The 26,218-nt window shown below is 37.1% G+C and carries 23 protein-coding genes, 1 pseudogene and 2 riboswitches; of the genes and pseudogenes, 2 read left to right on the top strand and 22 right to left on the bottom strand.

The genetic code is table 11. From position 1 onward, the window contains the following. Positions 1–203: 203 nt before the first annotated feature. The 3 genes and pseudogenes from V1L66_RS08635 to V1L66_RS08625 all read right to left on the bottom strand — a co-directional run bounded on the left by V1L66_RS08635 (position 204) and on the right by V1L66_RS08625 (position 2,956). Positions 204–1,085 carry an endonuclease domain-containing protein gene (locus V1L66_RS08635; RefSeq protein ID WP_258859891.1) on the bottom strand — a complete coding sequence of 294 codons (882 nt, stop codon included), beginning with the start codon at positions 1,083–1,085 and terminating at the stop codon, positions 204–206. A 93-nt stretch (positions 1,086–1,178) separates the two neighbouring features. After that, positions 1,179–1,976, bottom strand: a pseudogene (locus V1L66_RS08630) (ribonucleotide reductase N-terminal alpha domain-containing protein); the annotation flags it as partial. 200 nt (positions 1,977–2,176) lie between these two features. Then, positions 2,177–2,956: a biotin/lipoate A/B protein ligase family protein gene (locus tag V1L66_RS08625; RefSeq protein ID WP_004231074.1), complete on the bottom strand. Its 780-nt coding sequence runs from the start codon at positions 2,954–2,956 to the stop codon at positions 2,177–2,179. Positions 2,957–3,219: 263 nt separating this feature from the next. Here V1L66_RS08625 and V1L66_RS08620 point away from each other — a divergent pair, with 263 nt between their 5' ends. Both V1L66_RS08620 and V1L66_RS08615 read left to right on the top strand, forming a co-directional pair. After that, a complete protein-coding gene (locus tag V1L66_RS08620) occupies positions 3,220–3,606 on the top strand; it encodes a rhodanese-like domain-containing protein (protein WP_004231073.1) in 387 nt (128 codons plus the stop codon). Between the two features lie 472 nt (positions 3,607–4,078). Then, positions 4,079–4,155: riboswitch (glycine riboswitch) on the top strand. A 152-nt stretch (positions 4,156–4,307) separates the two neighbouring features. Beyond that, positions 4,308–5,645: an amino acid permease gene (locus V1L66_RS08615; RefSeq protein WP_312124265.1), complete on the top strand. Its 1,338-nt coding sequence runs from the start codon at positions 4,308–4,310 to the stop codon at positions 5,643–5,645. A 33-nt stretch (positions 5,646–5,678) separates the two neighbouring features. On the opposite strand, the gene V1L66_RS08610 is transcribed toward V1L66_RS08615, so the two are convergent. The 19 genes from V1L66_RS08610 to comGC all read right to left on the bottom strand — a co-directional run bounded on the left by V1L66_RS08610 (position 5,679) and on the right by comGC (position 26,217). Further along, a complete protein-coding gene (locus V1L66_RS08610; RefSeq protein ID WP_036076526.1) occupies positions 5,679–6,644 on the bottom strand; it encodes a glutaminase in 966 nt (321 codons plus the stop codon). 69 nt (positions 6,645–6,713) lie between these two features. Beyond that, a complete protein-coding gene (locus V1L66_RS08605) occupies positions 6,714–8,129 on the bottom strand; it encodes a M20 family metallopeptidase (RefSeq protein WP_016992021.1) in 1,416 nt (471 codons plus the stop codon). 19 nt (positions 8,130–8,148) lie between these two features. Beyond that, positions 8,149–9,369, bottom strand: coding sequence for an MFS transporter (locus tag V1L66_RS08600; protein WP_312124267.1), 1,221 nt, complete (start codon positions 9,367–9,369; stop codon positions 8,149–8,151). A gap of 314 nt (positions 9,370–9,683) precedes the next feature. Then, positions 9,684–10,985, bottom strand: a complete 1,302-nt coding sequence (locus V1L66_RS08595) for a hypothetical protein (protein ID WP_333005845.1) — start codon at positions 10,983–10,985, stop codon at positions 9,684–9,686. A gap of 151 nt (positions 10,986–11,136) precedes the next feature. Next, positions 11,137–13,986, bottom strand: a complete 2,850-nt coding sequence (locus V1L66_RS08590; protein WP_333005844.1) for a hypothetical protein — start codon at positions 13,984–13,986, stop codon at positions 11,137–11,139. A gap of 276 nt (positions 13,987–14,262) precedes the next feature. Beyond that, positions 14,263–15,558 carry an ATP-binding protein gene (locus tag V1L66_RS08585; RefSeq protein ID WP_333005843.1) on the bottom strand — a complete coding sequence of 432 codons (1,296 nt, stop codon included), beginning with the start codon at positions 15,556–15,558 and terminating at the stop codon, positions 14,263–14,265. Between the two features lie 1,031 nt (positions 15,559–16,589). After that, complete coding sequence (gene comX, locus V1L66_RS08580; RefSeq protein WP_009370188.1) at positions 16,590–16,748, bottom strand: competence pheromone ComX; 159 nt, start codon at positions 16,746–16,748, stop codon at positions 16,590–16,592. Between the two features lie 273 nt (positions 16,749–17,021). Continuing rightward, positions 17,022–17,408, bottom strand: a complete 387-nt coding sequence (locus V1L66_RS08575; RefSeq protein ID WP_333005842.1) for an SMI1/KNR4 family protein — start codon at positions 17,406–17,408, stop codon at positions 17,022–17,024. Positions 17,409–17,438: 30 nt separating this feature from the next. Then, a complete protein-coding gene (locus V1L66_RS08570; protein WP_333005841.1) occupies positions 17,439–18,386 on the bottom strand; it encodes an ADP-ribosylglycohydrolase family protein in 948 nt (315 codons plus the stop codon). Positions 18,387–18,416: 30 nt separating this feature from the next. After that, the gene (locus V1L66_RS08565) at positions 18,417–19,184 is read right to left on the bottom strand and encodes a macro domain-containing protein (RefSeq protein ID WP_333005840.1); all 768 of its coding nucleotides are present in this window, start codon (positions 19,182–19,184) and stop codon (positions 18,417–18,419) included. Between the two features lie 398 nt (positions 19,185–19,582). Beyond that, on the bottom strand, positions 19,583–21,046 hold the full coding sequence (gene gcvPB / locus V1L66_RS08560) for an aminomethyl-transferring glycine dehydrogenase subunit GcvPB (RefSeq protein WP_016993972.1): 1,464 nt from the start codon (positions 21,044–21,046) through the stop codon (positions 19,583–19,585). Further along, entirely contained in the window at positions 21,039–22,385 is a 1,347-nt protein-coding gene (gene gcvPA / locus V1L66_RS08555; protein ID WP_016993971.1) for an aminomethyl-transferring glycine dehydrogenase subunit GcvPA, read from the bottom strand. The genes gcvPB and gcvPA overlap by 8 nt, the downstream gene beginning before the upstream one ends. 25 nt (positions 22,386–22,410) lie before the next feature. After that, complete coding sequence (gene gcvT, locus V1L66_RS08550; RefSeq protein WP_036076160.1) at positions 22,411–23,514, bottom strand: glycine cleavage system aminomethyltransferase GcvT; 1,104 nt, start codon at positions 23,512–23,514, stop codon at positions 22,411–22,413. Positions 23,515–23,762: 248 nt separating this feature from the next. Continuing rightward, a riboswitch (glycine riboswitch) is annotated at positions 23,763–23,855 on the bottom strand. Between the two features lie 144 nt (positions 23,856–23,999). After that, on the bottom strand, positions 24,000–24,515 hold the full coding sequence (locus V1L66_RS08545) for a shikimate kinase (protein WP_016993969.1): 516 nt from the start codon (positions 24,513–24,515) through the stop codon (positions 24,000–24,002). Between the two features lie 20 nt (positions 24,516–24,535). Further along, complete coding sequence (locus tag V1L66_RS08540; protein ID WP_225340350.1) at positions 24,536–24,697, bottom strand: hypothetical protein; 162 nt, start codon at positions 24,695–24,697, stop codon at positions 24,536–24,538. Positions 24,698–24,713: 16 nt separating this feature from the next. Then, the gene (gene comGF, locus V1L66_RS08535) at positions 24,714–25,139 is read right to left on the bottom strand and encodes a competence type IV pilus minor pilin ComGF (protein ID WP_016993967.1); all 426 of its coding nucleotides are present in this window, start codon (positions 25,137–25,139) and stop codon (positions 24,714–24,716) included. Further along, on the bottom strand, positions 25,132–25,449 hold the full coding sequence (locus V1L66_RS08530) for a hypothetical protein (RefSeq protein WP_036076164.1): 318 nt from the start codon (positions 25,447–25,449) through the stop codon (positions 25,132–25,134). Before V1L66_RS08530 ends, comGF begins: the two co-directional genes overlap by 8 nt. Next, entirely contained in the window at positions 25,442–25,879 is a 438-nt protein-coding gene (gene comGD / locus V1L66_RS08525; protein WP_036076166.1) for a competence type IV pilus minor pilin ComGD, read from the bottom strand. The genes V1L66_RS08530 and comGD overlap by 8 nt, the downstream gene beginning before the upstream one ends. Beyond that, positions 25,879–26,217: a competence type IV pilus major pilin ComGC gene (gene comGC, locus V1L66_RS08520; RefSeq protein WP_016993963.1), complete on the bottom strand. Its 339-nt coding sequence runs from the start codon at positions 26,215–26,217 to the stop codon at positions 25,879–25,881. Before comGC ends, comGD begins: the two co-directional genes overlap by 1 nt. Between the last annotated feature and the right edge of the window lies 1 nt (position 26,218).

Here is a 26,218-nt window from a genome sequence, read left to right as displayed (position 1 = left end):
TATGTCACCATAGAAGTTGAGACCATATCTTACATCTTATTAGATGCCCTCGCACTTCGGAGTGGCTTCACTCCTACTCTACTCACTTCCGCTAACTTAGCGTGTTTTCGATGGTCGTTGAACCTTCCCCTTTAAAAGGAGCTTGGCTGCTGATTGTCTTTATCCCACTACTATTTTCAAGCATTCACGTTTACCGTTTCCGATTACGTTGTAGCTAGCAGTGCATTTATAATGCGTTTTTTAACATTTTCAAAATCATTTTTTATCTCATCTTCCCAAAAACGGAGTAAAGTGTATCCATTAGCTGCTGCAATTTGATTTTTTTCGATATCCCTAGCTTTTATTCTCTTTTGTACTTCATAAAAAGAGGAATAAAATTTTGGATTCCCGTGCCAAAAATCACCATCACATTCAATTAGAATATTTGTCCCAACTAGTAAGAAATCAAACTGCGCACCTTCAAATATAAAGGAATATTTGTAGGTGATTGATTGTTCAACTAAGAAATTCTCTAAAGCTTTTTCAATACTAGTTTTTCTAAACGTTTCCCTCTCTATTTGCTTTAATGCAGCTTGTCGAATCTTTTCAATGGTTTCTCTACTATAAACTCCTGTTTTACCACTATTCCATGAAGGCGTTCCATTTATTTTTCTAGTTTTAGCTGTTTTTGAAATGATATTTTTAAAATGAACCTTTTTTTGTTCATTTGGCATGTCATTATGCCACTTACCTGTATTTTGTGATCGAAGTCTACTTGCACACTCTTTACTACAAGTTTTAGTCTGCCGATTTTTTTCATCGAATAGTTTTCCACAAATTACACAAGTTAATGGCTCACCTTTTCCTCGACAGCTTCTACTACAAAATTGATTTGGAATACCTCGCCTCAGTTTAACCTTTTTATTACATAAAATATATTGGCAGATCACCATTTCTATTGGGTAAAAATAAGATATTAAATAATTATCTAATGTTAAGTTATGCTCATTTTTCAAATGAGACGTAAACCATCCTTGTTTATTATGATTTATTGTAAAACCACATATTATACAAGTTTGTGGTTGCATCGCATCATAAACATCCATATTTCCCACCTCGATTAAAGTGACAATATTTCCGTTAAAGAGTTCCCAGCAATTCACGAGGTTTGTTTACGCAGAAGCACCTAGATTATGCTTACCTCTGCGGCTACCACCTTGTTCGACAAGATGAGTCAGCTTCGCAATATCATCTAACCATGAGACAGAACCAGATGATTTACCGTTTACACCACGAGCTAATGTGTTGCGTGGACGTAATGTTGAACCATTTGTTCCTACACCACCACCACGGCTCATAATTTCCATTACTTGCTTACGATGATCACTGATCCCTTCACGAGAGTCAGCGACAAATGGCATCACGTAACAGTTAAAGAAAGTTACATCTGTTTCAGAACCAGCTCCATAAATCACTCGCCCAGCAGGGATGAATTTTAAAGAGACTAATTGGTTATAAAATTTCTCAAACCACTCCTGGCGTTTTTCTGGTGTTTTTTCAACAGCAGCAAGGCCTGTTGCATTTCGTTTTGCAATTTGTTCATAAAATATCTCAAGAGGCTTTTCTAACACGTCAATTGAACGCGTAATCACTCCCGTTTCTTGCTCTTGCGGATCGTCTAATGCGCTACGATAATCCTCTTCAATTAAAATCTCTGCTGTTTTTGTGGACAGATCCAATTTTTGAATTGTCCCTAAACCACGTGCAGGAAATTTCGGATCAGCTTTTACCGTTAATACAACAAAGTCGCCGGCTTTCAATGTTTTCTTTTCTGTGTCTTTAAACGAATAGCGATCGATCATGACAAGTCTCGATACACCTTTGTGTGTAATATGCATATCAGATGTTACGGGGTGTACCTGCGGGAATTGTTCAATATCTTTGTTTAACTGTTCAAATTGATTGTTTACTTCGGGTTGATGATTTGTGAGTACCATCGTTTTGCCTCCCTTGTTTTCTTCATTACAAAATAAATACACAATATCTTGTGTTGTTAAACACTACATATTGTGTATATGTCTTTAAAAAAGATACTATATATAGATTTTTAATTCAACTCTTGCTTTTTTTAATAGATTCAGAACTACTTGTTATGACTAGGATTGAACGTTAAAAAATATTTTTTTCATACCATTTTTTACTTTTTAAAGTTCCACTCATCTGAAGCATATTTTTTTTCTTCTAAAGCGCGGACATATTCTAATTGCTCCTCAGAAAGTGTAAATGGTTTTAGTTCAATTTGCAACGATTTTGCAAAGCCATCTCTAAAAGCTGTCACACATTGCTCAACTGTCACTGGCTCTTTTACAAGACTATTGATGGCAACAGCCTTTTCCGGTAGCTTTCTACGCATACGATTCTTCGCTTCTTCACTGGAGAAATTAAATACGGATAATAATTTCTCTTGATCCAAATCTAATAAAATTGCGCCATGCTGTAAAATGACACCTTTTTGACGTGTTTGGGCGCTTCCCGCTATTTTTTTTCCTTCTACGACAAGTTCATACCAACTTGGCGCATCAAAGCAAACAGCACTTTTCGGACTCTTCAGGTCAGCTCTTTTCTCCTCTGTATCAGGTACACTAAAATAGGCATCCATACCTAAGTTGTGGAAGCCTTGCAGGATTCCCTCACTTAACACACGATATGCCTCTGTCACAGACTCTGGCATATTCGGATAGCTTTCCGTCACAATGACACTATAAGTTAGCTCATGTTCATGTAGGACAGCTCGTCCACCAGTTGGACGTCGCACAAACCCTAAGCCTTGTTCACGTACAGCATCTAAATTAATATCTCTTTTGGCTTGTTGAAAATAACCTATGGACAATGTCGCAGGCTCCCACTCATAGAAACGAATTACTGGTGGAATTAACCCCTCACTATGCCAATCAAGTAATGCTTCATCTAGTGCCATATTAAAAGAAGGACTACATTTCCCTGAATTTAAAAAATACCAAGTTGTCATATGTTCATCTCCTACAAATATAAAATGATCCATCAGGCCCCACCTGTGGTTCAACTTTAACGAATATTATGCTATTGTTCAAGTTGCGAACGATTGCTTTTGTAACGAAAAAGACGATTTCGCCACAACCTAGTTAATTTTATCAAACTCATTGGACTATCGCTAGCGCATCTTTTATAATAATAGAGAAGATAGAAAGGGGTAAGAAAATCTTGGACATACTTATCACAATCGGTGTCGTTTTAGTAGTCACAATTGCATATATCGGAATTAATGCACTACGACTCAAAAAAGCCGTAACCAACCTAACACAAGAGCAATTCATAGAAGGCTATCGTAAAGCCCAGCTGATCGATGTTCGTGAGCAAAAAGAATTTGATGCTGGTCATATTCTTGGTGCACGAAATGTTCCTTCGACAACATTACGTCAACGTTATAAAGAAATCCGCCCAGATTTACCAGTATATCTATACTGTCAAAATACAGGCCGTAGCTCACGTGCTGCACTATTTCTTAAAAAACGTGGGTACAACCAAATTTACCAACTACAAGGTGGCTTCAAAACTTGGACAGGTAAAATAAAAGCAAAAAAATATTAATTCTCTCACGAAAAAAAGTCGTCTCAAAGAACTATGAGACGGCTTCTTTTTTAAAAAATTCAGAGTTTCTACTATATTATATCTATTTCAGCTGAGCACGTTTATCTTCTTTTGGAGCAGGTTCCTTATAAAATGACCGCTTCGACAGCTATGTTGAGCAATCCTCCAATAAAAAAGAGCACTTTACACTAATTCCCCCATAAGATTACGCATTATCACCCTATTTGCTTCCATAAAATTAGCCAATTCACCTCATATTTTAAAAACCCCTTCATGAAACACTTTCTATGACCAAAAATACTATTTTTCGTTAGGGATAGACCCGTTACGAACCCTATTCTTCTATTTTTCTGAAAATAGTTAAAATTTATTGTTGAATAATTTTTTAAGCACTGTTAGGATGTATAATATCTTACAATAATAATTGATTATCAAGTTAATAAGCTATGAATGCTATGGATCAAACTATAGCAGGAGCAGTTCTGGAGAGAGCGCACATTGCGTCGCCGAAGGGTTCACTATCTCAGGCAAAAGGACAGAGGAGTAATACAGCTTTTATAAGCGATGCTACACTATTTCATGTAGACATCTGCGAATAAATGGTATTTGTTATTCTGACGTTTTTCCGAGACTAGTGTCACAACTAGTCTCTTTTTATTTTTCCAGTCATAGTTTTTTATGCATCTTTGAGGGGGATTAACGTGGAACAGCAACAATTAAAACGAGATTTAAAAAATCGCCATGTGCAGCTTATTGCCATTGGTGGAACAATTGGGACTGGATTATTTTTAGGCTCTGGGAAAGCCATTGCCTTAGCAGGGCCTTCGATCATTCTAGCCTACTTAATTGTAGGGACCGCGCTATTTTTTGTGATGCGCGCCTTAGGTGAATTGTTACTATCCAATGCAGGCTACACTTCATTTACAGATTTTGCATCTGAATACATAGGGCCTTGGGCGGGTTATGTAACAGGATGGACCTATTGGTTCTGTTGGATTATGACGGCGATGGCGGACATTATTGCGGTGGGGGTTTATGCACAATATTGGTTTGATATCCCACAATGGGTGCCAGCCATTGGTTGCCTCGTCTTGTTACTACTACTAAATCTATTAACCGTTAAACTTTTTGGTGAGTTAGAATTTTGGTTCGCTATTATTAAAGTTATTACGATTGTAGCACTTATTATTATTGGTCTTATTATGTTAATAACTGGCTTTCAAACTAGCTCAGGAACAGTATCGGTTGAAAATCTGTGGGCACATGGGGGCATGTTCCCAAATGGTATATACGGCTTTTTAATGGCGTTCCAAATGGTTGTCTTTGCATTTGTTGGTGTGGAATTAGTGGGGGTTTCAGCAGCTGAAACAGCAGATCCTCAAAAAAATATTCCTTCTGCCATAAATAAAATTCCATTTCGCATTTTGCTTTTCTATGTAGGGGCATTATTTGTCATTTTATGTATTAACCCATGGTATGAAATGTCTGCTTCAAGCAGTCCTTTTGTCCAAGTGTTTACATTAGCAGGTATCCCGATTGCTGCTGGTATTATAAATTTTGTTGTGCTTACTTCAGCGGCTTCAGCAGGTAACAGCGGGTTATTCTCCACAAGTCGAATGCTCTATAATCTTGGTAACAATAAACAGGCATCTCCAGCCTTCGCAAAGCTCAACAAAAACAGTGTGCCAAGTAATGCACTCGTTATTTCTGCTATTGTTGTATCAGTTGGTGCGCTGCTAAGTAAGTTGATGCCAGAGAACGCCTTTAGTATTGTGACGACAATCAGTGCGATTTGTTTTATATGGGTGTGGAGCATTATCATCATTTCCCACATTATCTACAAACGAAAAAACCGTGCCTTACATGAAGCTTCAATCTTCAAAGCACCGCTGACACCTTTTATCAACTATGTCATACTTGTATTTTTCGCCTTTTTATTAATTGTGATGTTTATTTCTGAGGCTACGCGAACAGCACTGCTGTTAACACCAATTTGGTTTATCGCTTTATTTATTATTTATAAAATGAAAAAAAGATGACTTCAGACTAAGCGCTGAAATCATCTTTACTCATTAAAAAATAGTCATATCCCATTCTGTTGCTAGCTGTTTTAGCAACTTTACACCTGCCACACTGTTTCCTATTGGATCAATCGCTGGTCCGTAAATTCCAATGCCACAGCCAGTAGGAAACGGCGAGTGTAGGCCTGCATGTCCTGGAACAGCCGCAAGAATCGCGCCTGATACACCACTTTTGGCAGGGAGGCCGATGAATGCTGCAAATTTCCCAGAGGCATTATACATACCGCATGTCACCATCAAAGCCTTCGCTAATTTCGCCACTTGCTTAGGGAATAGCTGTTTCTTTAACAATGGGTGATAGCCATCATTGGCAATAACTAAGCCAATCATAGCTAAATCCGATACATTAACCTCAATTGCGCATTGCTTCAAATAAACCTCAAGTGCCGCTTCTACTGGACAATCTAGAAACCCAGAATCCATTAAGTAGTAGGCCAATGCTCGATTACGGTTAGCTGTATGCCACTCTGACTCGAATACTTCTTCATTGATACTTAATTGCTTGCCGATGATTTGTTCTAAAAATTGTAGAATCTTTGTGACCTTCTCTTGTGGAGAATGACCAGCCAACATGGAGGATACCGTAATAGCCCCTGCATTAATCATCGGGTTAAAGGGTTTTCCTGGCTGATGGCTTTCTAAGCGAATAATTGAGTTAAAGGTATCTCCTGTTGGTTCAACATCTACTCTTTCTAAAACATATGGTAAGCCTCGATCCATACAGGCTAAAATAAAGGTAATGACCTTGGAAACGCTTTGCAGGGTAAATAGTTCTGCAGTATCTCCCGCTTTGATTTCGTGGCCCTCAGTCCCAATAATCGCCACAGCTAATTGGTTGGGATCTTTTTGGGCTAAAGCTGGGATATAACTAGCGCATTCCCCTTCTTTGGCAGCAGCACGATACTGTGTTACCCACTGTGCTAAAAGTTGATGCTGGTGATTGGGTTGTGTTGACATGTCGCGTTCTCCTTTCAAAATGAGGCAAAAACAGAGCCTTCATAGTTCTCCTATGAAGACTCTATCCTGTTAGCGCTTAGGTGGCTGTGTACCCTCTGGAATTAAAGATTGATATGTTTCTCCATCAAGACGTTCTTGCCATTCCTTTTTCGCTTCTTCAATGTATAGAGGATTATCCAGCAACGCTAAAGCTGTACAAGCCATAATTTTAGCAGCCTGTAGCATACCTTTATGCGCGATTGGCGTAACTCCCTGAGACACTACCTGCCATGTGTGTAATGGTGTCCCTAATGCCATACATACCGTTGTACACTGTACGGTTGGTACGTTCCAGCTGACATCTCCAACATCCGTAGAGCCACCCATAACAAATTCAGGTAGCATGCCTGGAACATGATCAGCAATCACTTTTCCTTGTAATTGCTTGGCATCTTCTTTACGTAAGCCCACTAATGAAGCAGCTTGTACTTCTGGCGTAAATGTATCGAAAATAGCCTGTGCGTACTGTTCATCCTCTATTGTATAGTCTGGCATACCAATTTCAAGTATTTGTTGATACATTACATCATAAAGTGTTTTATTTGTAATAAGATTCGAAGCAGCACCTTCAAACTCAATGTCCACTGACGTCCCTGTCATCATTGTGGCACCCTTTGCAATGTCCTCAACGCGCTGATAGATTTCCTGTACTTGCTGCTTTTTAGGTGCTCTAACAAGATACGTTACCTCTGCATATGGTTGAACGACATTTGGCGAAGTTCCGCCTGAATTCGTAATCGCATAATGCACACGCGCTTCTGGGATGATGTGTTCTCGTAAGTAGTTTACCCCAACATTCATAAGCTCAACAGCATCTAAAGCACTTCGTCCAAGATGTGGTGCAGCCGCCGCATGAGCACTTTTGCCTGTAAACTTAAACGTTGCAGCATAGTTTGCTAGAGAACTACACGTCATCACAGTTGAAAATGTACCTGGATGCCAAGAGATCGCGATATCAACATCATCAAAAAGTCCAGCCTTTGCCATATAAGCTTTACCAGACCCATTCTCCTCTGCAGGGCAACCATAAAAACGGATTGTTGCTGACTGATGATGTTGCGCTAAATAATCCTTTACAGCTACAGCAGCTGCGAATGCACCTGTACCTAATAAGTTATGACCACAGCCATGACCGCTTCCACCATCCACAAGAGGCTCATGTTGTGTTGCCCCACCTTTTTGACTCAAGCCTGGAAGCGCATCATATTCACCTAGAAAGGCAATGACAGGCTTGCCAGAACCATACGTTCCAACAAGCGCCGTTTCAAGACCAGCCACCCCGACTTCTGTTTGAAAGCCCTCTTTCTCTAGTGCCTCTTTCATATATAGCATCGATTTCTTCTCTTGAAAATGAAGCTCAGGCACAGCCCAAATCGCATCGCTTAATGCCACCGTAGCTTGCTTTTTTGCTTCAATTAACGCCGAAATTTTTTCATGATAACTCATTCTTGTTCCTCCCATTTCATTATGCTTTTAACAGTGTTCCTTTTTGGTCGTTTAGTGTGACAAGCGACACAATACAGATAAGCGCAAAGCCAATTAACATCCAAAAGGCTGCATCAAAGGAGCCATTAAAGGCATCAACCATAAATCCAATCGCCATTGGCGTAACAAACCCTGCTAATTGTCCACCTGTATTGGCAATCCCCATTGCAGAACCTGTGATAGAAGAAGGTAGCTTCTTGAGTACAATAACAGGTAATAATGTAATGACGAACGCGATAAAGATCGAAACGACTGTTTGGTAACCAATAAATAACGTCACTGTTTTGGCAGTAAACATTAAATACAATAAAAGACCGATGACTGCACAGGAGATGGAGCCTAACACTTTCTCCATACCTTTAGGTAGCTTATCAATGATATAGCCACTACCGTATACACCAATAATCGTTGTGATGGCAGGTATTGTTTGTGCCCAACCAATGGACATTAAATCCAAGCCTCTGTTTTTTTGAAGATAAGTTGGAATCCAAGAAACTAATCCCCAGTTCACTGCATAAATACAGAAATAAGCAATGATTAAATTCCACATTAGGGGTGTTTTCAATAACTCTTTAAAATTCACTTTGTTCGAAGTATCTTCTGTTCCAACTGTAGCTGCCTCATCTTGCGGGAGTTGAATGTATTTCCAATATAAAAAGGCAATTATTGCTCCAATTGCCCCAATGATGATAAACATCATGCGCCAGCCAATCGTTCCTAATAAATAAGCAGCTAGCAAAGGGACGATGAGTGAAACAATCCCACCAGAAGTAAGCATGATGGACATCGCTCTGCCTCTTTCCTCTTTCGGGAAGATCGTAGCAATAATTTTAGAGCTTGATGGCTGGAAACCACCCTCGCCAATGCCAAATAAGAAGCGAATCACAATCATTGCTGTTAAAGACCAAGCAATAGCCGTTAGGCCCGTAAAAATAGACCACATGATAACAGCCATTAATAAAACTCGTTTTGCGCCAAATTTATCCGCAAGCCAGCCACCTGGTATTTGCATAATGGCATAGCCTAAAAAGAAAGCGCTTAAAATAATACCCGTAGAAGATGCATCCAGCTGCAAATCCCCTGTAATCGAAACCACTGCATAGTTCATAATATAGCGATCCAAATTCCCTAAAGACCAGCCTAAAAATAAAAGCGCAAGGATGACATTTCTAGATTTCTTCGTTACTTCATTTGTTGTCATTCATATCCCTCCCATATATAAAAATCCTTCTTAATTGCCATGACTTTACTTGATTATCAATGCCCCCCAACAAATCCCCTCTTATATACCGACATTTTCGTTATATATTCGTATAATAATCAAAGTTCAATAAAAAGACAATATTTTTTTGAAAATTTCTAATAAATAGTCGTGTTCGCAAATCCATATTATTTACCTAATAAACCGATGAAAACATTGATTTATCTGTATTTTTAAAAAGAGATTCTTCTAAGAAATAGCAGAAAAAAAAATGTCCCACACCACTTATTGGCATGGGACATTTTTATAATTTTTTAGACAAGTTGGTACATTTTTATCGGTCTGCCTCGAGTATGCTGCAACTCTTCTCCACAAATTCTCGCTAAATCTACATTACATAAATCTGCCACGATTCGTTGGGCATTTCTTTCACTCATTTGCAGCTGTGTCGCTAAATCCTTTGTCGTAAAATGCTTCCAGTGCATTTTTTGTACAAGTGCATGGATTTTCATATAGGTTTTAATACTAATATTCCCTTTTTTTAGTTTTTCTAAAATATAAGGGTCTTCAGCTCGGTAGGAATAGGATAGCTCTTCTACATTCCCTACCGATTCAATAATGGTGCCATCATCCTGTATCATTACGATATCAATAGCCTCATTTTCCTTCGTCTGTCTTAGTCCTCGGTGGGCATGTAACTCAGCATTGAACACTGTTTGAGCAAAACCAATACCTGCTGTCACCTTTGCCTCCATTTCAATCGACAACTGATACATTTTTTCTTGTAAAAATCGTATTTGTCCTTCAATCGCACCTCTTGTACTAAAGATGGTATATTTGCCATTCCCCTCTTCAATAAGAGAACCATCAATCTGTTCACAGAGCTGTAGTAGATTTTCCTTTGTACGCAACTCTAAATATTGAATACGATAGCCTTGCTTCATGCGCTCTTTTAATGAATCGAAGTCCTTTATTTCAAGCATGACTGCACCAATTTGCGTTTCTTTATAATAGGACGTTTTGATTTTTTCAGTAAAAAGCTGAACCATATGATAAATTTCTGTTTTTGTCGGGGAAACCCAATAAGATGGCACACCACGTTTCTTCAGCTCTTCATCAACAGAAGGATAACAAGTAATCGCAAAATCAATTTTGCCCTTCTGCCAAAGACGATAGTGGAAATCAAATAGCTCTTGTGGATCAATCGCCACATCAAATTCTTTTAGATACATATGATGGACATTATGCTGAATCTCCGCAAGACTTTCTGAAGCCATTTGAGAAGGCGAAGGAATAATATCGATACTAACATTTTCTATAAATTTTTTTTGCTGATAGGACTGCTCTAAAAACCCCCGATAAATAGCCGCTTCGGAAAAAATAATATGGGTCAATTTATCTTTGGATACATTCGTTTGACTAGCAAGCTTATAGGGTATGTAACCAGAAAACAGCCAGAAATCGACAGCCTGATTATGTGTCTCCACAAGATGCTTTGTTTCTGTCGCCACTTCATATATATACGGAATAAATTCCATATCCTGTTCGATTTCACGTGCTAAGGCAATGATTCTTTCAACGGATTGAATGGGTCCAACAACACCTATTTTATACATCTTTTGTTCCTACCTTCTTTGTGAAACTTCAATCTTATGTAAAATATTTCTTCCCTTGTTATACCTAGTATAGCGGACAATCAAATTACTAGACAAATTTTTTGGATAAAGAAAAGCCCCGAAAACTGTTCGAGGCCATCTGGAAGTCATATTATTGCTCAGTTGGGTACATGTTTGTATAGAGTAACTCTAATCTTTTAGAGAGCTTTCCAAAGGCAGTTTGCCATGCTTTACGTGCTGTATCATTGCTACTCCCTGCTGGTTCGTATATAGCATGCACCTCTTCAACCTTTTTCAAGTCACCTTCTGCTTGTGTAAGCTTCGAATAATTTTTAACAACCTTTTTATCAGCGTCACTCAAAGCATCATAGGCTTTACGGATTTCACTTACTTTTTCCTGTAAACCATCGATATATTCACCTTTTACAAGGAGTGAATTGATGGATTCAATTAGCGACAACGCATTTTCATTCGTTTGCTGTTGTCCTTTTTGCTTATCAATAATCAATTGTCTAGTTCCTGCATCAATTAGACTCACTTGTTTCGATGTAAGCTTTTCATATGCCTTGATCACTGTGCTTGGATTTGAAGCAAAGGATTTCTCATAGGTCTTCATAAAGCTTTCCACTTTTTTCACGTCTGCAAGCGCAGTTTTTAAAATATCATAGTTCGTAATCAGTTTTTTCTCACTTGAACTAAGGCTACTATATTGTGTAGAAAGATTTTTAATACTTTCAATTGTTACGACATAGTGATTATTGGAAACAATTGTGGCAATATCATTATTTAGCTGTGTAATTTTCGATGCATTTTCATCGATATTTTGATTTTTTAATAAAGCTTCATATTGTTCTTTTGCTAAATGCTGCTGATTCGCAGGTAATTTCGCATAAGCTTTTTGCACTGTTTCAATTTTTTTTGCCTTTTTTGCAGCATCTGTTTCTTCTCTAGCGGTCTGTATTTTTTTATAGAATGATTTTACACCTGTAATATCCTTATTTGCTGCTGTTAATAAATAATAATTTGTCACGTATTTTCTTGCAGCTGAAGACAATTTTTTATAGGATTCTGAAGCTGTATTAACAGCGGTTTCTAATTGATTGAATGAATATTTCGTCACATCCGCTAATTTGGCGATATCCGCCTTTAACGCCTCTGCTGCTGCTTTATCAGTAGGCACTTTACCATTGCCATCAACTGAAATCTTTGGCGTGTTAAGTAAAAATTCATCAGCATTATATACAAGGGATTGCTGTAAATTTGTAAGATTATTATAAGCTTTTAAAGTACTTGTATAGCTTGAATTAAGTTTACTTTCCGTTACACCAGTTGTTGCAGATAACTTTTGATAGGCATCCATATCTTTAATTACTTTTTCAGCTGCTTTTAAATCTTTCTGTAAGGTAACAAGATTATCGTAGCCAATAATTTGTGCTGCTGAGGCTTTCGTTAAGCTCTTGTATTCCTTGATTATTTGATTGACATTATTGACATGACTTTGCCATGAACTAGCAGACGGATCGAATGGATAAACATCATCACCAATATAGCTATCTATGACATTATTTAGATTTATAATTTGGCTTTCTTCTGCACGTTCTGCAGTAGTCAAACGCTGCACATACACATCTGGCACTAATTTTAATTGTTTATACGTCAATTTTTCATAGGCTGTTCGAATAGATTTAGCAGTTGTCACTTGCTTATTAGGTGTAAGATTTGTAGCTAATTTATCAAATGATTTAATTAATTGCTCGACCTTTTTAATATCTGATTTAGCCTCAGTCAAAATTGCTTGATTTTGAACAGCAGCTCGATAGCTTTGTGATAATTTCTCAATATCTGCTTCGATTGTCTTCACTGCCTCTTGTAAGGAATCAATATCAGAAGCAACATATTTCACAAGGGAATGCTCATAAGATAATAAATTAATAATAGCTTGATTGAGTCTTCGCACTTCTTTTATCTCTTCAAGATCATTTGGCTCTTTTAATAGGTTTTTAATGCCCGTATATAAGGTCTCATCTACATCTAAGCTACGCTGTAACAGATCTAGCTTATTATAAGCCTCTTCTAGTTCCTTTATTTCTTTTTCATTACTAGTCTCTATTTTGCTCCATTTTTCATTTAACTTAGTTATTAATTCAACATCAGCAAGTGCTCGCTTTAAGACATCATAATTAGACACATTACCTTTAGCCGCTGTTGATAAAGATTGATAGTTTTTTTCTAGTTCCGCAACTTTAGCACCAAATTCTGCAAAGCTTGATACATTGTATTTATTATCATTGACCAGTAAATCTTTAATCTCTTTCGTTAAAGTATCAGTGGGTTCTTTAGAGACAGTGATGGTATCCGATAGTTTAGATTCTGCAAAAGAAAGACCAACTTTTGCTTTGACTGTGACAGCAATATTCTTAATATCCTTTTCAATGGCATCCTTCGGAATCGTATATGTACTACCTGAAGCTCCCTCTATGATAGTGAAGGAGTTATCACCTAATTTATAAAACCATTGATAACTATATGTAATTTGATCACTTTGCAATTTTGCACCATTCTTATCAGTTACAGTAATTCCAGCTACTTTCACTGTTTCTCCAGGTGCTACAAAGCCAGCAGATTGACCCTCTAACGTTGGAATGGTGATATCAAGCTCTAATGGCTGAATAGTGCGCGGTTCACTTTTAAATTTTTTACCGTCTGTCGTCGTTGCTTCCACAAAAATGCTTTTTCCAGCTGCTTCAACGGGTACTTTTAAGGAAATAGATGTTGCACCAGAAATCGGCTTATTTGTTGATCCCTCTTCACCGGTAATTTCCTCTAGATAATACCATTGATAAGCATTGACAATTGTATCATTCGGTAATTTATCCACTTTTAATGTTGCGTTAACAATATTATCTCCCGTGACTGAAACTGTTTCAGCCGCACTTGCTACAGTGGGAACAATAAGTGTAACAGGAATGGCTGCTGCTGTTAAAAATAATTTTTTATTCAAATCTATTGACCTCCTCAATCCTTCTCATGAATTATATCGGTCATATGGCCATAATTTCCTTGAATATTAGATAAATACTCCAAAAAGTGTATTTCTTCCTGATTTACTATTTATCAAATAATATACTTTTGATAATATTTTATTATTTTTGATTTATTCATATATATAAATAAACTCAATTTCAAACAAAAGCCTTCTAATCCACATTCGTAGCATCTACGAAGAGATTAAAAGGTGTTAAAAAAATGTATGCACTTATGCTTCCGCTTCATCTGGTTATCCTCGTATCATATAAGTTGGTCGGGTCAGGGTCTTATAGGTATAGGGATTCGTATGTTGGGTTTCACTTACTTGGATACGAATCGTCATCCCTTCTCCTACTTTGCTATCTAATGCGAATTTTCCATTAAAAGCTTGAACTCGTTCCTGCATTCCTTGTATGCCCATCGAATCAGCAAGTAGAATATCATCTATATTACAGCCTACACCATCATCGTTATACAAAATTTGGAACCCCTCTTCAGTACCCAGTAAATGGATTTCAACTGTATTAGCATAGGAATGTTTTAACGCATTGTTTAATAATTCTTGGAACAGTCGATAAATCATTAAATTTAAACGCTCATCCTCTAAATAGAGGCGGTCAATCGTATATATCAAAACAAAATTAGCTCGTTTATGAATTTTTTGGATTAATTTTTCAAGGGCTGCATTTAAGCCCAATGTATCTAATAGAGGTGGCTTTAAGTTTTCGCAGTAGCCCCTCAAGTCATTCAGTGAGATAATCATATGTTCATGAAGCTTCATAAGTTTAGATGGGATCTCCTCTTTTTCTTTGGTATGCATGAGGACATCCATTTCCCTTGCAATGTGCAGTTGTTCTTGCAAAATCGTATCATGAAGTTCCTGTGCTAACTGATATTTTTCTTCCTCGAACCGTAGCCAGAGTAATTTATTGAGCCATGGTAGCTGTCGATTATCGGCCTCTTTCATATGTTTTAACTGATTTAAAAGCTCCTCAACCATTTTTGTGTTTTCGATAAAATTATTTAAATAGAGCAGCAATAATTCTAGCCATAGCAGCTCCTCATCCTTGAGATAAATTGTTTTATTATGGTCCACAACAAGGATCCGTTTATAGTTCACATCCTGATGAATAAAGGCGATATAGAAATGATCTGTCTTTTTAATATCCCCTAAGCCTAAGCGTTCGACTAGCACCTCATCTATTTGATGCTGTGTATATTCTTTGGATTTATTTGTTAAGGTAACTTGATGTGTTTGAAAATCGTAAGTGAGCACATACACACTTTCCATTTCAAGCTGAACCACAACCTCCTGTACAAATTTCTCCAATAAATCCTCAATCTTCACCACTCTACCAATACTCTCAACGGTCGTATACAAGCGGTGGATGTAGTCGCCTTTTGTAGAAAATAAAATTTTCCGCTTACGATAATCAATCCGCTCTTTAATGTAGAACAACGCCAATAACGACAGAAAGGCAAAAAAGAAAATCTCCGTCATGCGCGTAATTGAAAGATCAGTGAGCAAATATAGGCCTATTAACAACCACATAGTAAATCCAAATGAGAAATTGAAGTAATATCGTAATCGTGAAATAAAATACTCCATATCAAATATACGTTCAGTGAGTTGTGTAAAGATAAAACTAAAAGGAATAAGCATTAAGAATAGAGAACAAATTTCTGCAGAAAGTATATACCTATTAAATACGATTACAGGTAAAGCGTACATAAAAAGAAAAGGCAAAAATGGTATAAAAACACTACTCAATAGAACTTTTAGTTGAGGTATTTTATATTTTAGATACCCCACTATCATAATAGTTAATAAGCTCACCAAGAGTAGAAAGAAAATACCAAGTACAATATAAGAATGGTAGTAATGTGTATATGGAATTATTATACTAAAAAAACTAAGTATAACAGCAGATATAGGAATTAAATAAAGTATTTTTACATTTTCAAAAAATATCCATTTGAGATTCAAAAAATAAAAGTACTCTTTTAAAAAATGTATTAAAATTACTAAACATAACAACATACTGCTTCTATTTACTATTATTCCAATAGGATCTAATCGGCTTGAAGCACCGCTACTAACATATGCCAAAGAAACAGTAAGGATAAATAAAATAAGTAATTTAATTAAGTTAGAATTTTTTTGTTTGTATTTAATATATAAAGTAATAAATAAAGTGAGTAGAAAATAACAAGAAGGAATAACTAACACATAATAGAATTGTTGAGGAATATCTAAATGCCTTATTTTCACCACAAATATCTGGCCATCTGGCTTTTTTATTACTAATTCATTTGCTGCTCTAATCACAGAATCATATTTTAGATTAGAAACATTTTCTGTGTGCGTACCATTAACTTCTAAAACAATATCCCCTAGCATTATTTGATGATTATCTGCCCATTTTTTAAAATATGGCTTCTTTACGAACCATTGGCCGTCTTCTTCTTGAATTTCAATATTTATTGAAGGAGAGCTATAAGTTACATTAATTAAATATAAACCAATAAATAAATATAAACTTATAGCTATCCATATAGGTTTATTTATAAAATATTTTAGTACCAAATTAAACTTTGAGAACAGAAATCTTCATCAAACGAATCCAAAATTGCCTTTTGCTCTAATGCTGTTACACCAATGAGAGAAGCTTTTTTTTCTTTTAACAATGTCACCAACGTCGGATTTTGCTCTAAATATTGAATCATGTTAATCATTAAATCGCCTCATTTCTTCATTTTGTAATTTTATAGTCACTATAAATTACCAATAAATCCTTCTATAAAGGAATTATTAACCATATATGTAACTATATTTTCATTATACTACCACTCTCCAATAATTCAACATTATTTTCTAAAAAATTCAAAAAATAATAGAATACGTAATAATTTTGCTTTATTTTCAATTATTTTTCTCCAAGAGTAGACATAAAAATCAAATGAAAAGCCTCTTCCTTATAGTAGGAAGAAGCTTTTCATTTATATCTCTTACTCATATTGGCATCCTTCTTGTAGCCACTTGCTTAAATCAGAAGTAATCAATGTTGCATGCTCCGGGGTCATATCTCCACTATCTACTGCAAAAACACGAAAATCCTCTGCCTTTATCGCCATTAAAAAGATCATTCCTCCACTATCATCCCCAATAGCAATATAGCCTTTTGCATATTCCGCCACTTCCCAAGTCTCGTTTCTTTCTACAATTTCCTCCGTGCCATAAATGAACACACCATTCGTAAACGATAAACCGTTACTTTCCTTTAATACAAGTATATACGCACTCGGAAGTTGGCAATTCAACTTATTTTCTATGTGTAAAATTTGGCGATCTGTTGCTGGAGGATATGCCGTATAGCTATTATGTATAGGTAACATTTCGTCACCGTCCTTTCCTCTATATTTTTTTCACATCTGGGCTGTACAAAATTCATAAAATGCTAGGATTAAGTCATCTACCTTTTGTTTATTGACAATTTTACCCAACCATTCTTCTGGAATTTCATCCAACTGTTTATACATACCCGCTATCGATCCTGTAATCGCTGCAACTGTGTCCGTATCTTCTCCTAAATTAACTGCCTTCAGAATGGCGTCTTTAAATGTTGTAGAATTACCTACACACCAAATGGCCGCCTCTAATGAATGAACAATATAGCCGCTTGATTGAATCTCGTCTTCAGGCGTATTGAAAAAGTTTTCATGAAAAATCCGTGTGTAAGCATTTAACTCCGCTTTCATTTCATGTTGTAAATGATTTTGCAGTAAGTCAAAAACCTCTTTTAAGGCCACTTCTAGTGAATTATTTCGGTATAAGCTTAATAATAGCTCAATGTAAATAACGGATCCTACTATGGAACGCGGATGACCATGAGTAATCTCTGTATATTGATGTACTAATTCTTTTCTTTTAGCAAAATCTAACTCATGCATGACCACGAATACTAAAGGAGCTATCCTCATTAACGTACCATTGCCATTATCAAACTCGCCCGTTTTACCACATTGTGCTGGCGGAACACCTTTTTTATAGTTGGAAACGGCTTCCGCTGTAGTAATTCCAATATCAAACATTTCGCCAAATGGTGTAAGATAGCCATGCTCCATGTATTGCACAAATTTGTTCATCAATGTTTTGGTATTACCATTTTCAATAATGTTTTCGACCAGGCAGAGAGTTAGCGAAGTATCGTCAGACCAAGTACCAGGTGGTTGATTGTAAGTACCATACCCCATCACATCTTGCACATGGAAAGTTCCTCTTTGTTTAAATTCGACTGGTACGCCCATTAGATCACCGATAATCCCACCGTATAAAGTGTCAAACACACGCTCCCTCAATTTTGTATCTACCATTGATGCCACCCCTAACTTTTATTTAATTTATCACAATTCAAAAACAGTACATTTAATTTTATAATAAATCAATTCCTCATTTATTATTTTTTCAATCTCTTCCCAATCTCCTCCAGCTAAACCTGAACCAATTTTAGGCATCTGTATCGATAATCTATTTTTTAATGCAAATCTCGCAACTTTTCTTAAACATAAACGAAGTGCATCATAATCAGTATAGGTTGTACGATCTTTATCATTTTTCCTCACACCGTGTTGTGCGAGCATATTAGCAACAAAAGTAGCTTTCTGCTGGTCTACACATACAAACTGAACTTCTCCTAACCCAAAAGTTTCTTTATCCTTCGACCATTTTATATATTCATTTTTGGCAAAAGGGAATTGCTTTGATAAAGATAAAACAAAGCCTTTTCCCCATTTTCCTAAAATATTAACAACATGAATGATGAGTGTATGTTCTTCGAAAGGAAGAGAAGCATCACCCTTTAAGTAGTTTATGTGGGATTTGTTAGCTACAATCCCTTCCTGCCATTTATTCTCAAATTCTAATTGAGTAATAGGTACACTCTCGCTTAAATCTAAACTATCGATATGTCCGTCATACAATAAAAATCCCATATCTTCGTTCCAATCGTGCAATGATGAAGAACTATATATATCATTATTTATTATGTTGATCTGCCTAGTTGCAACGCCATCATCAAATTCTGTATATAATTGTCCATAACCTTTTAAAAATTCAATATTATCACATTTATAGTATAATAGACTATTACTAAACTTGATATCTTCTTCCACCACTTTAACCCCCTTAATAGAACCAACCTATCATATTTTTGTGCTTAATAAGGTGCAAAGATTTTATTAATTATACTTCGATTGTAGATAATTAGGCACTAACTCTAAGTCCTTAAATTGAATCCCTTTAAGATGGAGTTTTTCACAGATTTAAATTTTTCTGAACAAAACAGGTATCTACCCAGTTTAAATCGTTTAATGGAAATAAATCAAGATCAGAGTCTTTTAACACCAATCTTATATACTTATCAACGAAACTTCCATCAACTTTTAAGTTTGCATTACTTGGCACTTCTCTTGTAAGATACTCAGATTTTCATAATCAACTGAAGATTCGTTTAGCCTGTAATTTAAGGTGCAAAAAAAACCGCTCACCTAAACGTGAACGGTTTTGTAGACTATGCTTTTTGATAACGAAGCACTGGTGTACGAGCAGCGCGTGTTTCGTCTAGACGAGATACGACTGTTGTATGAGGTGCTTCTTGAACGATTGATGGATTTTCTTCTGCTTCTTTCGCAATTTGAATCATTACATCACAGAATGCATCTAATGTTTCTTTAGATTCTGTTTCAGTTGGCTCGATCATTAACGCCTCTTCCACATTTAATGGGAAGTATGTTGTTGGTGGATGGTAGCCAAAGTCTAACAAACGTTTTGCGATATCTAATGTACGAACGCCTAGCTTCTTCTGACGACGACCTGATAAGACAAATTCATGTTTACAGTGACGGTTATATGGTAGATCGTAGAATGGCTCTAAGCGACGCATCATATAGTTGGCGTTTAATACAGCATATTCTGTAACAGCTTTTAAGCCATCTGGACCCATTGTACGAATATACGTATAAGCACGAACATTGATACCAAAGTTACCATAGTAAGGTTTTACGCGTCCAATTGATTGTGGACGATCGTAGTCAAAGTGGTATGTGCCTTCTTCAGTTCTTACTAATACTGGTTTTGGTAGGAATGGAATTAAATCTGCTTTTACACCTACTGGACCAGAACCTGGACCACCGCCACCATGTGGGCCTGTAAATGTTTTGTGTAGATTTAAATGCACACAGTCAAAGCCCATATCGCCAGGACGTGCTTTACTCATTACAGCATTGAGGTTCGCACCATCATAGTACACTTTACCGCCTACAGAATGAATTAGCTCTGCCATTTCGATAATGTTTTCTTCAAATAACCCTAGTGTATTCGGGTTAGTTAACATGAGTGCTGCTGTATCAGAACCTACTACTTTGCGAAGGTCTTCGATATCAACTAAGCCATTTTCATCCGATTTGACAGTGATTGTTTCAAAGCCCGCTACTGTCGCTGAGGCTGGGTTTGTACCGTGAGCTGAGTCAGGCACGATTACTTTGTTACGGTGACCTTCACCATTTGCTTCATGGAAGGCACGAATCATCATTAACGCTGTCCATTCACCATGAGCACCTGCTGCTGGTTGTAATGTAACTTCATCCATCCCTGTAATTTCTACTAAAGACGTTTGAAGATCATAAAGAAGTTCCATTGCCCCTTGGACTGTTGATTCATCCTGTAATGGGTGAACATTTGCAAAGCCTGAAAGACGTGCAACTGTTTCGTTAATTTTCGGATTATATTTCATCGTACAAGAGCCAAGCGGATAGAAGCCCGAGTCTACCCCATGGTTTCTACGAGAAAGTGCTGTATAATGACGCATAATATCAAGCTCAGATACTTCAGGTAGTTCTGCTGCCTCTGAACGTACTAGGTTTGCAGGTAATAAATCTGCTAGGTCTACTTCAGGCACATCTAGTGCTTCTAAACTGTAGCCAACGCGACCTTCTTTTGAAATTTCAAAAATGAGTGATTGATTTTCGTTATGCATTAAGAGCCCCCATTTCTGCAACAAGTGCATCAATTTCTTCCTTCGTGCGTAATTCAGTTACTGCGATTAGCACATGATTTTTAAGAGAGTCATAATTTTGACCTAAAGGATAGCCACCGATAATACCCTTTTCGATTAAGCCTTTATTGATTTCCTTCACACATTTATTCGTTTTCACAACGATTTCGTTAAAGTGTGCACCTTGGAATGCTACTGTAAAGCCTGCTGCTTCAAAGGCATTTTTTGCATAACGTGTTTTCGCAATATTTTGAGTAGCCATTTCACGGATACCTTGTTTTCCTAGAGCTGTCATCGCTACAGAAGCTGCAAGTGCAAGAAGTGCTTGGTTTGAGCAAATATTTGAAGTTGCCTTATCACGACGGATATGTTGTTCACGTGCTTGTAGTGTTAAAACGTAACCACGACGGCCTTCACCATCAACAGTTTCACCAACAAGACGTCCTGGGACCTTACGCATTAATTTTGTTGTTACTGCAAAGAAACCACAGTGTGGGCCACCGAAGGCTTCAGAAATACCGAATACTTGCGCATCACCTACACAAATATCAGCGCCAAGCTTGCCAGGAGGCGTTAAGATTCCTAATGCAAGTGGGTTAGAAGATACAACAAGTAAGCTTTTTGCAGCATGTGCAATATCCCCGATCACTTGGATGTCTTCCACTTGGCCGAAGAAGTTTGGATATTGTGCAATAACAGCTGCTGTGTTGTCATCGATCAACTCTTTTAATGCATCCACATCTGTCACACCATCTTTTTGCGGGATAGTCACAATCTCAATGGATTGACCGTAGGCATATGTAGCAACAACATCGCGATATTCTGGGTGCACTGCTTCAGACACTAAAATTTTCTTGCGACGCGTATGACCAGCTGCCAGCATACCTGCCTCTGCTAAAGCTGTACCACCGTCATACATAGAAGAGTTTGCAAGATCCATACCCGTTAGCTCGGCAATCATCGTTTGGAATTCAAAGATGGCTTGTAGCTCACCTTGTGAAATCTCAGGCTGATATGGTGTATAAGCCGTATAGAACTCTGAACGAGAAATAACATGGTCTACGATCACTGGTTTATAGTGGTTATAAACACCTGCGCCTAAAAATGATACATTGGCATTTGTATCCTTATTTTTAGCAGCAAGTGCCGTTAATTCTTTTAATAAAGCAGATTCTGATTTAGCTTCTTTAATATCATAAAGGCCTTTAAAACGGACTTTCTCAGGAATATCCTCAAATAACTCATCGACTGAGGATACACCGATTACGTCTAACATTTCTTTTTGATCTTGCTCCGTCATAGGTAAATAACGATGTTTCATAAATGTAGGTCCCTCTTTTCAACTATTATTTTGAACGCTTGTAAAACGGTGTTTCTACTGTTATTACCTTTAAGTGTTTACCGCGAATTTCGATTTCTAGCTCAGTTCCGATTGTTGCGAATTGACTGTCAATTAATGCGTGACCAACATTACGTTTAGATGAAGGAAGCTGTGTACCAGTTGTCACTTCACCGATTTCTTGACCATCCTTAAACACTTTGTAGCCATGGCGTGGAATGCCTTTATCAATCATTTCAATGCCTACAAGTTTGCGTGGTAATCCATTTTCCTTTTGAGCTACTAACGCTTCATGACCAATGAAGTCTTCTTTATTTAATTTCACAGCGAAGCCAATACCAGCCTCCAGTGGAGAAATTGTTGCTGATAGCTCTTGACCATATAGTGGTAGCCCCGCTTCAAAACGAAGTGTATCACGACATCCTAGTCCAGCTGGAACAACACCTTTTTCTTGACCTGCCTCTAAAATTTTCCCCCAAAGCGCTTTGATGTCTTCTGGAGCGCCATATAATTCAAAGCCATCTTCTCCTGTATAGCCACTGCGAGAAACTAATACTTTATGTCCTGCAACCTCAACATTCTCTTGGAAGCGGAAAAATTTAATGGCACTTACATCAGTTGAAGTAAGGGATTGAAGAACTTCTTCTGCTAATGGTCCTTGCAGAGCAATTTGTGCGTAGGCATCCGATTGGTTATCAATCGTCACATCATATTGATGCTGATTTTCCATCATCCAATCATAGTCTTTTTCAATGTTAGCTGCATTGACACATAATAAATAGTGATTGTCAGCTAATTTATATGTTAATAAATCATCAACAACGCCACCATCTTCATAGCACATTGCCGTGTACTGCGCTTGACCGTCGACAATTTTTGAGACATCATTTGATAACAGATTTTGTAAAAAATCTAATGCATCGGGACCAGTTACTAAAATCTCTCCCATATGTGATACATCAAATAAGCCTGCACGATTACGCACTGCATCGTGTTCTTCTTTAATAGAAGAGAATTGAACTGGTAATTCCCATCCACCGAAGTCAACTGTTTTTGCACCATATTTCGCGTATTCTTCAAATAGAGGTGTACGTTTTAATTCATTCGCCATTCTTTTTTGCCCCCTTATTGTTAGTTACATTTTTACTGGTAGTAGTTCGTCTGCTTTTTGTATTCCTACAGTCAATCGCATAAAACAGGCTATAGACATAAAAAAAGACAGACGAACCCCTTTTCGGGATTCTCTGTCCTTGCACCTGAAAGTTACACCAGACTGGCTCGCAAGCTTCACTATTGCCAATCAGTCGGCTTTCCCCTTTGGTGGCTGTTATTGTTATACTACAGCTCTCTCCAGAGTTGCGTCTTGTACGAGTCCTTTTACCTGAGAGATTCATAGCCCATTGCTACTTGCTCCTTCGGTGGCGTCTCCACGCTCTCTCCCCGCACAATCATCCGCCCAAGATAAATCTTGGTACTATTTAGTATTCAATGAACATTTAGTTACTTATTTGTCTATATCCTAACATTAAATGCATTGGAAAGGCAATCATTTTTTAAAAGATAATAAAAGACGAACATTAAAGAAACAAAAAATGATTATCGTTCGTTTTTCAACCTTTTCACTTGAAATACTAAATACTCTAGAATTTGGCGAATCGTCCTACCTTCTGTCAGTACCTGAATATGACCTGCATCACGGTAAAACTTCCTTCTGTAGTGATACAGACCTTCTAGCTCCTCCTTTGTAGAGCTCTGTACAATGGGTCTATTTGGATCATGCTGAACTCGTTTATAAATATCCTCAAACGACGCATCTAAAAAAAATACCAGTCCACTGCGTCTCATAATTTTTCGATTTTCAGCATTGATGGCAACGCCACCACCAGTCGAAATAATACAAGCCTCGTCCCTAAAATTTTTCAAAAATTCTGTTTCTATTTCTCGAAAGTGGGCCTCACCGTATTTTTCAAAAATCTGTGGAATTGTCATCCCCTGCTGTCGCACAATCTCATGATCCATATCATAATATGGCATCTTCAATAAATAGCTTAAGCGTCTTCCTAACGCACTTTTTCCACTACCCATAAAACCAACTAAATATATTTTTCGCAATTCGATTCACCTTCTTATAACTACGATTCTACACTGTCTGACAAAATTTGTCCCAATAAATTTATCGTAGCTCGAACATTCAATTTTTCTAGCCCATCATATGTTCGATACTGCATTTCATAAGACATATAATACGCAAGAACAAAAGTAGTTACAAAAAATAATAATGCAATTGCGATCAAAAAAATAGCCCCTCTGTCATTTTTCAATAATTGGCACATAAAAGGTTCGCTCCTTTTGAATACCACTAGTCATTTTTACAGCCACCGTCAGCTTATTTTCGGAATAGCTAAATTGGCATTTATTGATTCCTATTAGCATGGGAACATGTCCACCCTTTACCTGCTCACGAATAATATTCGAGTAGCAATCAATATGATGGAGCGTATCGGCTGTTTGGAAAGTCATTCTTTTTTGATCGTCTCGAACGGAAAAGGTGGAAATATCTTTTAGAGAGAGATTTAAATCAGAAACAAATAGTTCCCACTTTGTTTGTTCATCTGTTAGCATAGTGAATCTCATTTCAGCAAACCACAGCATGATAAGGACAAAAAAATGAGAAATAAGCACAAAAACAACTAATTGAAACATAGCTTCTATTAATGTATAGCCCTTCTCATTCATGTACTTCACCTGTCACTTGGATACATTTTTGGCGTGGCTCCTGTAAATTTTGAAATTCGACACAAACTTGTTGTTCATCAACTATCCAGTGATAAGCAACCTGTTCAATGGTCCGAGTGCCCTCTGTTACTTGAATCGCAAGATACTGTTTTAAACCTTCATATGCTGTTTCAGCTGCAACTAGCTCCATTTTTTTATTAGCAAGATTTGTTTTCATCGTATAGGTAATGGGAATTAACGAGGTACAAAGTATCATTAAAATCCCCACACCTAAAATAGTTTCTACAAAAGAATAGCCTGACTCATTCAATCCTAGCTCTCCCTCGCCCTAATGTTATGATTACTTTTTTCTTACCCTGTGGAGTTTTAAACGCCATAGTACCAGCGGACATCACATTGCCGCTGTAATTATAGACAAGTGTTTGAATGGAACTCTCTGCGGGCAAAAATTCAACCCCCTTCGGAAAAGAGCGTTCATATAAATGGGTAAAAAAATCTTTTTGAATACTATAACGATTTGTTGAACCTTCCACCTTCAGGGCTATATATTGCCGTTGGCTCATACTATAGGTTTGAATATATTGAATATCGAGTTGTAATTGCGTAAAAAATCGTTCTATTTCCTTGGTTTCTGCTATTTTCAATGAAAATTTACTAACAATCGCTGTTAAACTCATAACAAGAAATAAGACAATCAGCATTTCAAGAATTGTAAAACCACCATTTTTATGAACATTCATTAGCTATCCGTACCTGTTTCCAAGTTGACATTGGCTGGACGTACCTCTCCCTCATTAGTAATCACTATTTCTTCTTTATTGGGGCAGGTTGTTTCATTTTCCTTTAAATAGCCTTTTGCCACTAAATCATCTAAGGTAGGATAGGCCATATTATCTACACGATAAGCCTCTACTTGACCTTGCACCATGGATATATAAGCCGTACAGCCTTTCTTATCTATTGTGGCGAAATGTTTTGTAACATTTGGGATTGTAATTAAAATGAGGATAGATATAATTAGCAAAACTATAAGCATCTCTATTAAAGTAAAACCAGCTTGTTGGTTGATACGTTTCATC

The sequence above is a fragment of the Lysinibacillus sp. IITD104 genome (assembly GCF_036698265.2).
Lineage (GTDB): Bacteria > Bacillota > Bacilli > Bacillales_A > Planococcaceae > Lysinibacillus > Lysinibacillus boronitolerans.
Note: the sequence above shows the minus strand (reverse complement) of the source record. Positions and strands in the feature narration are given on the sequence as shown.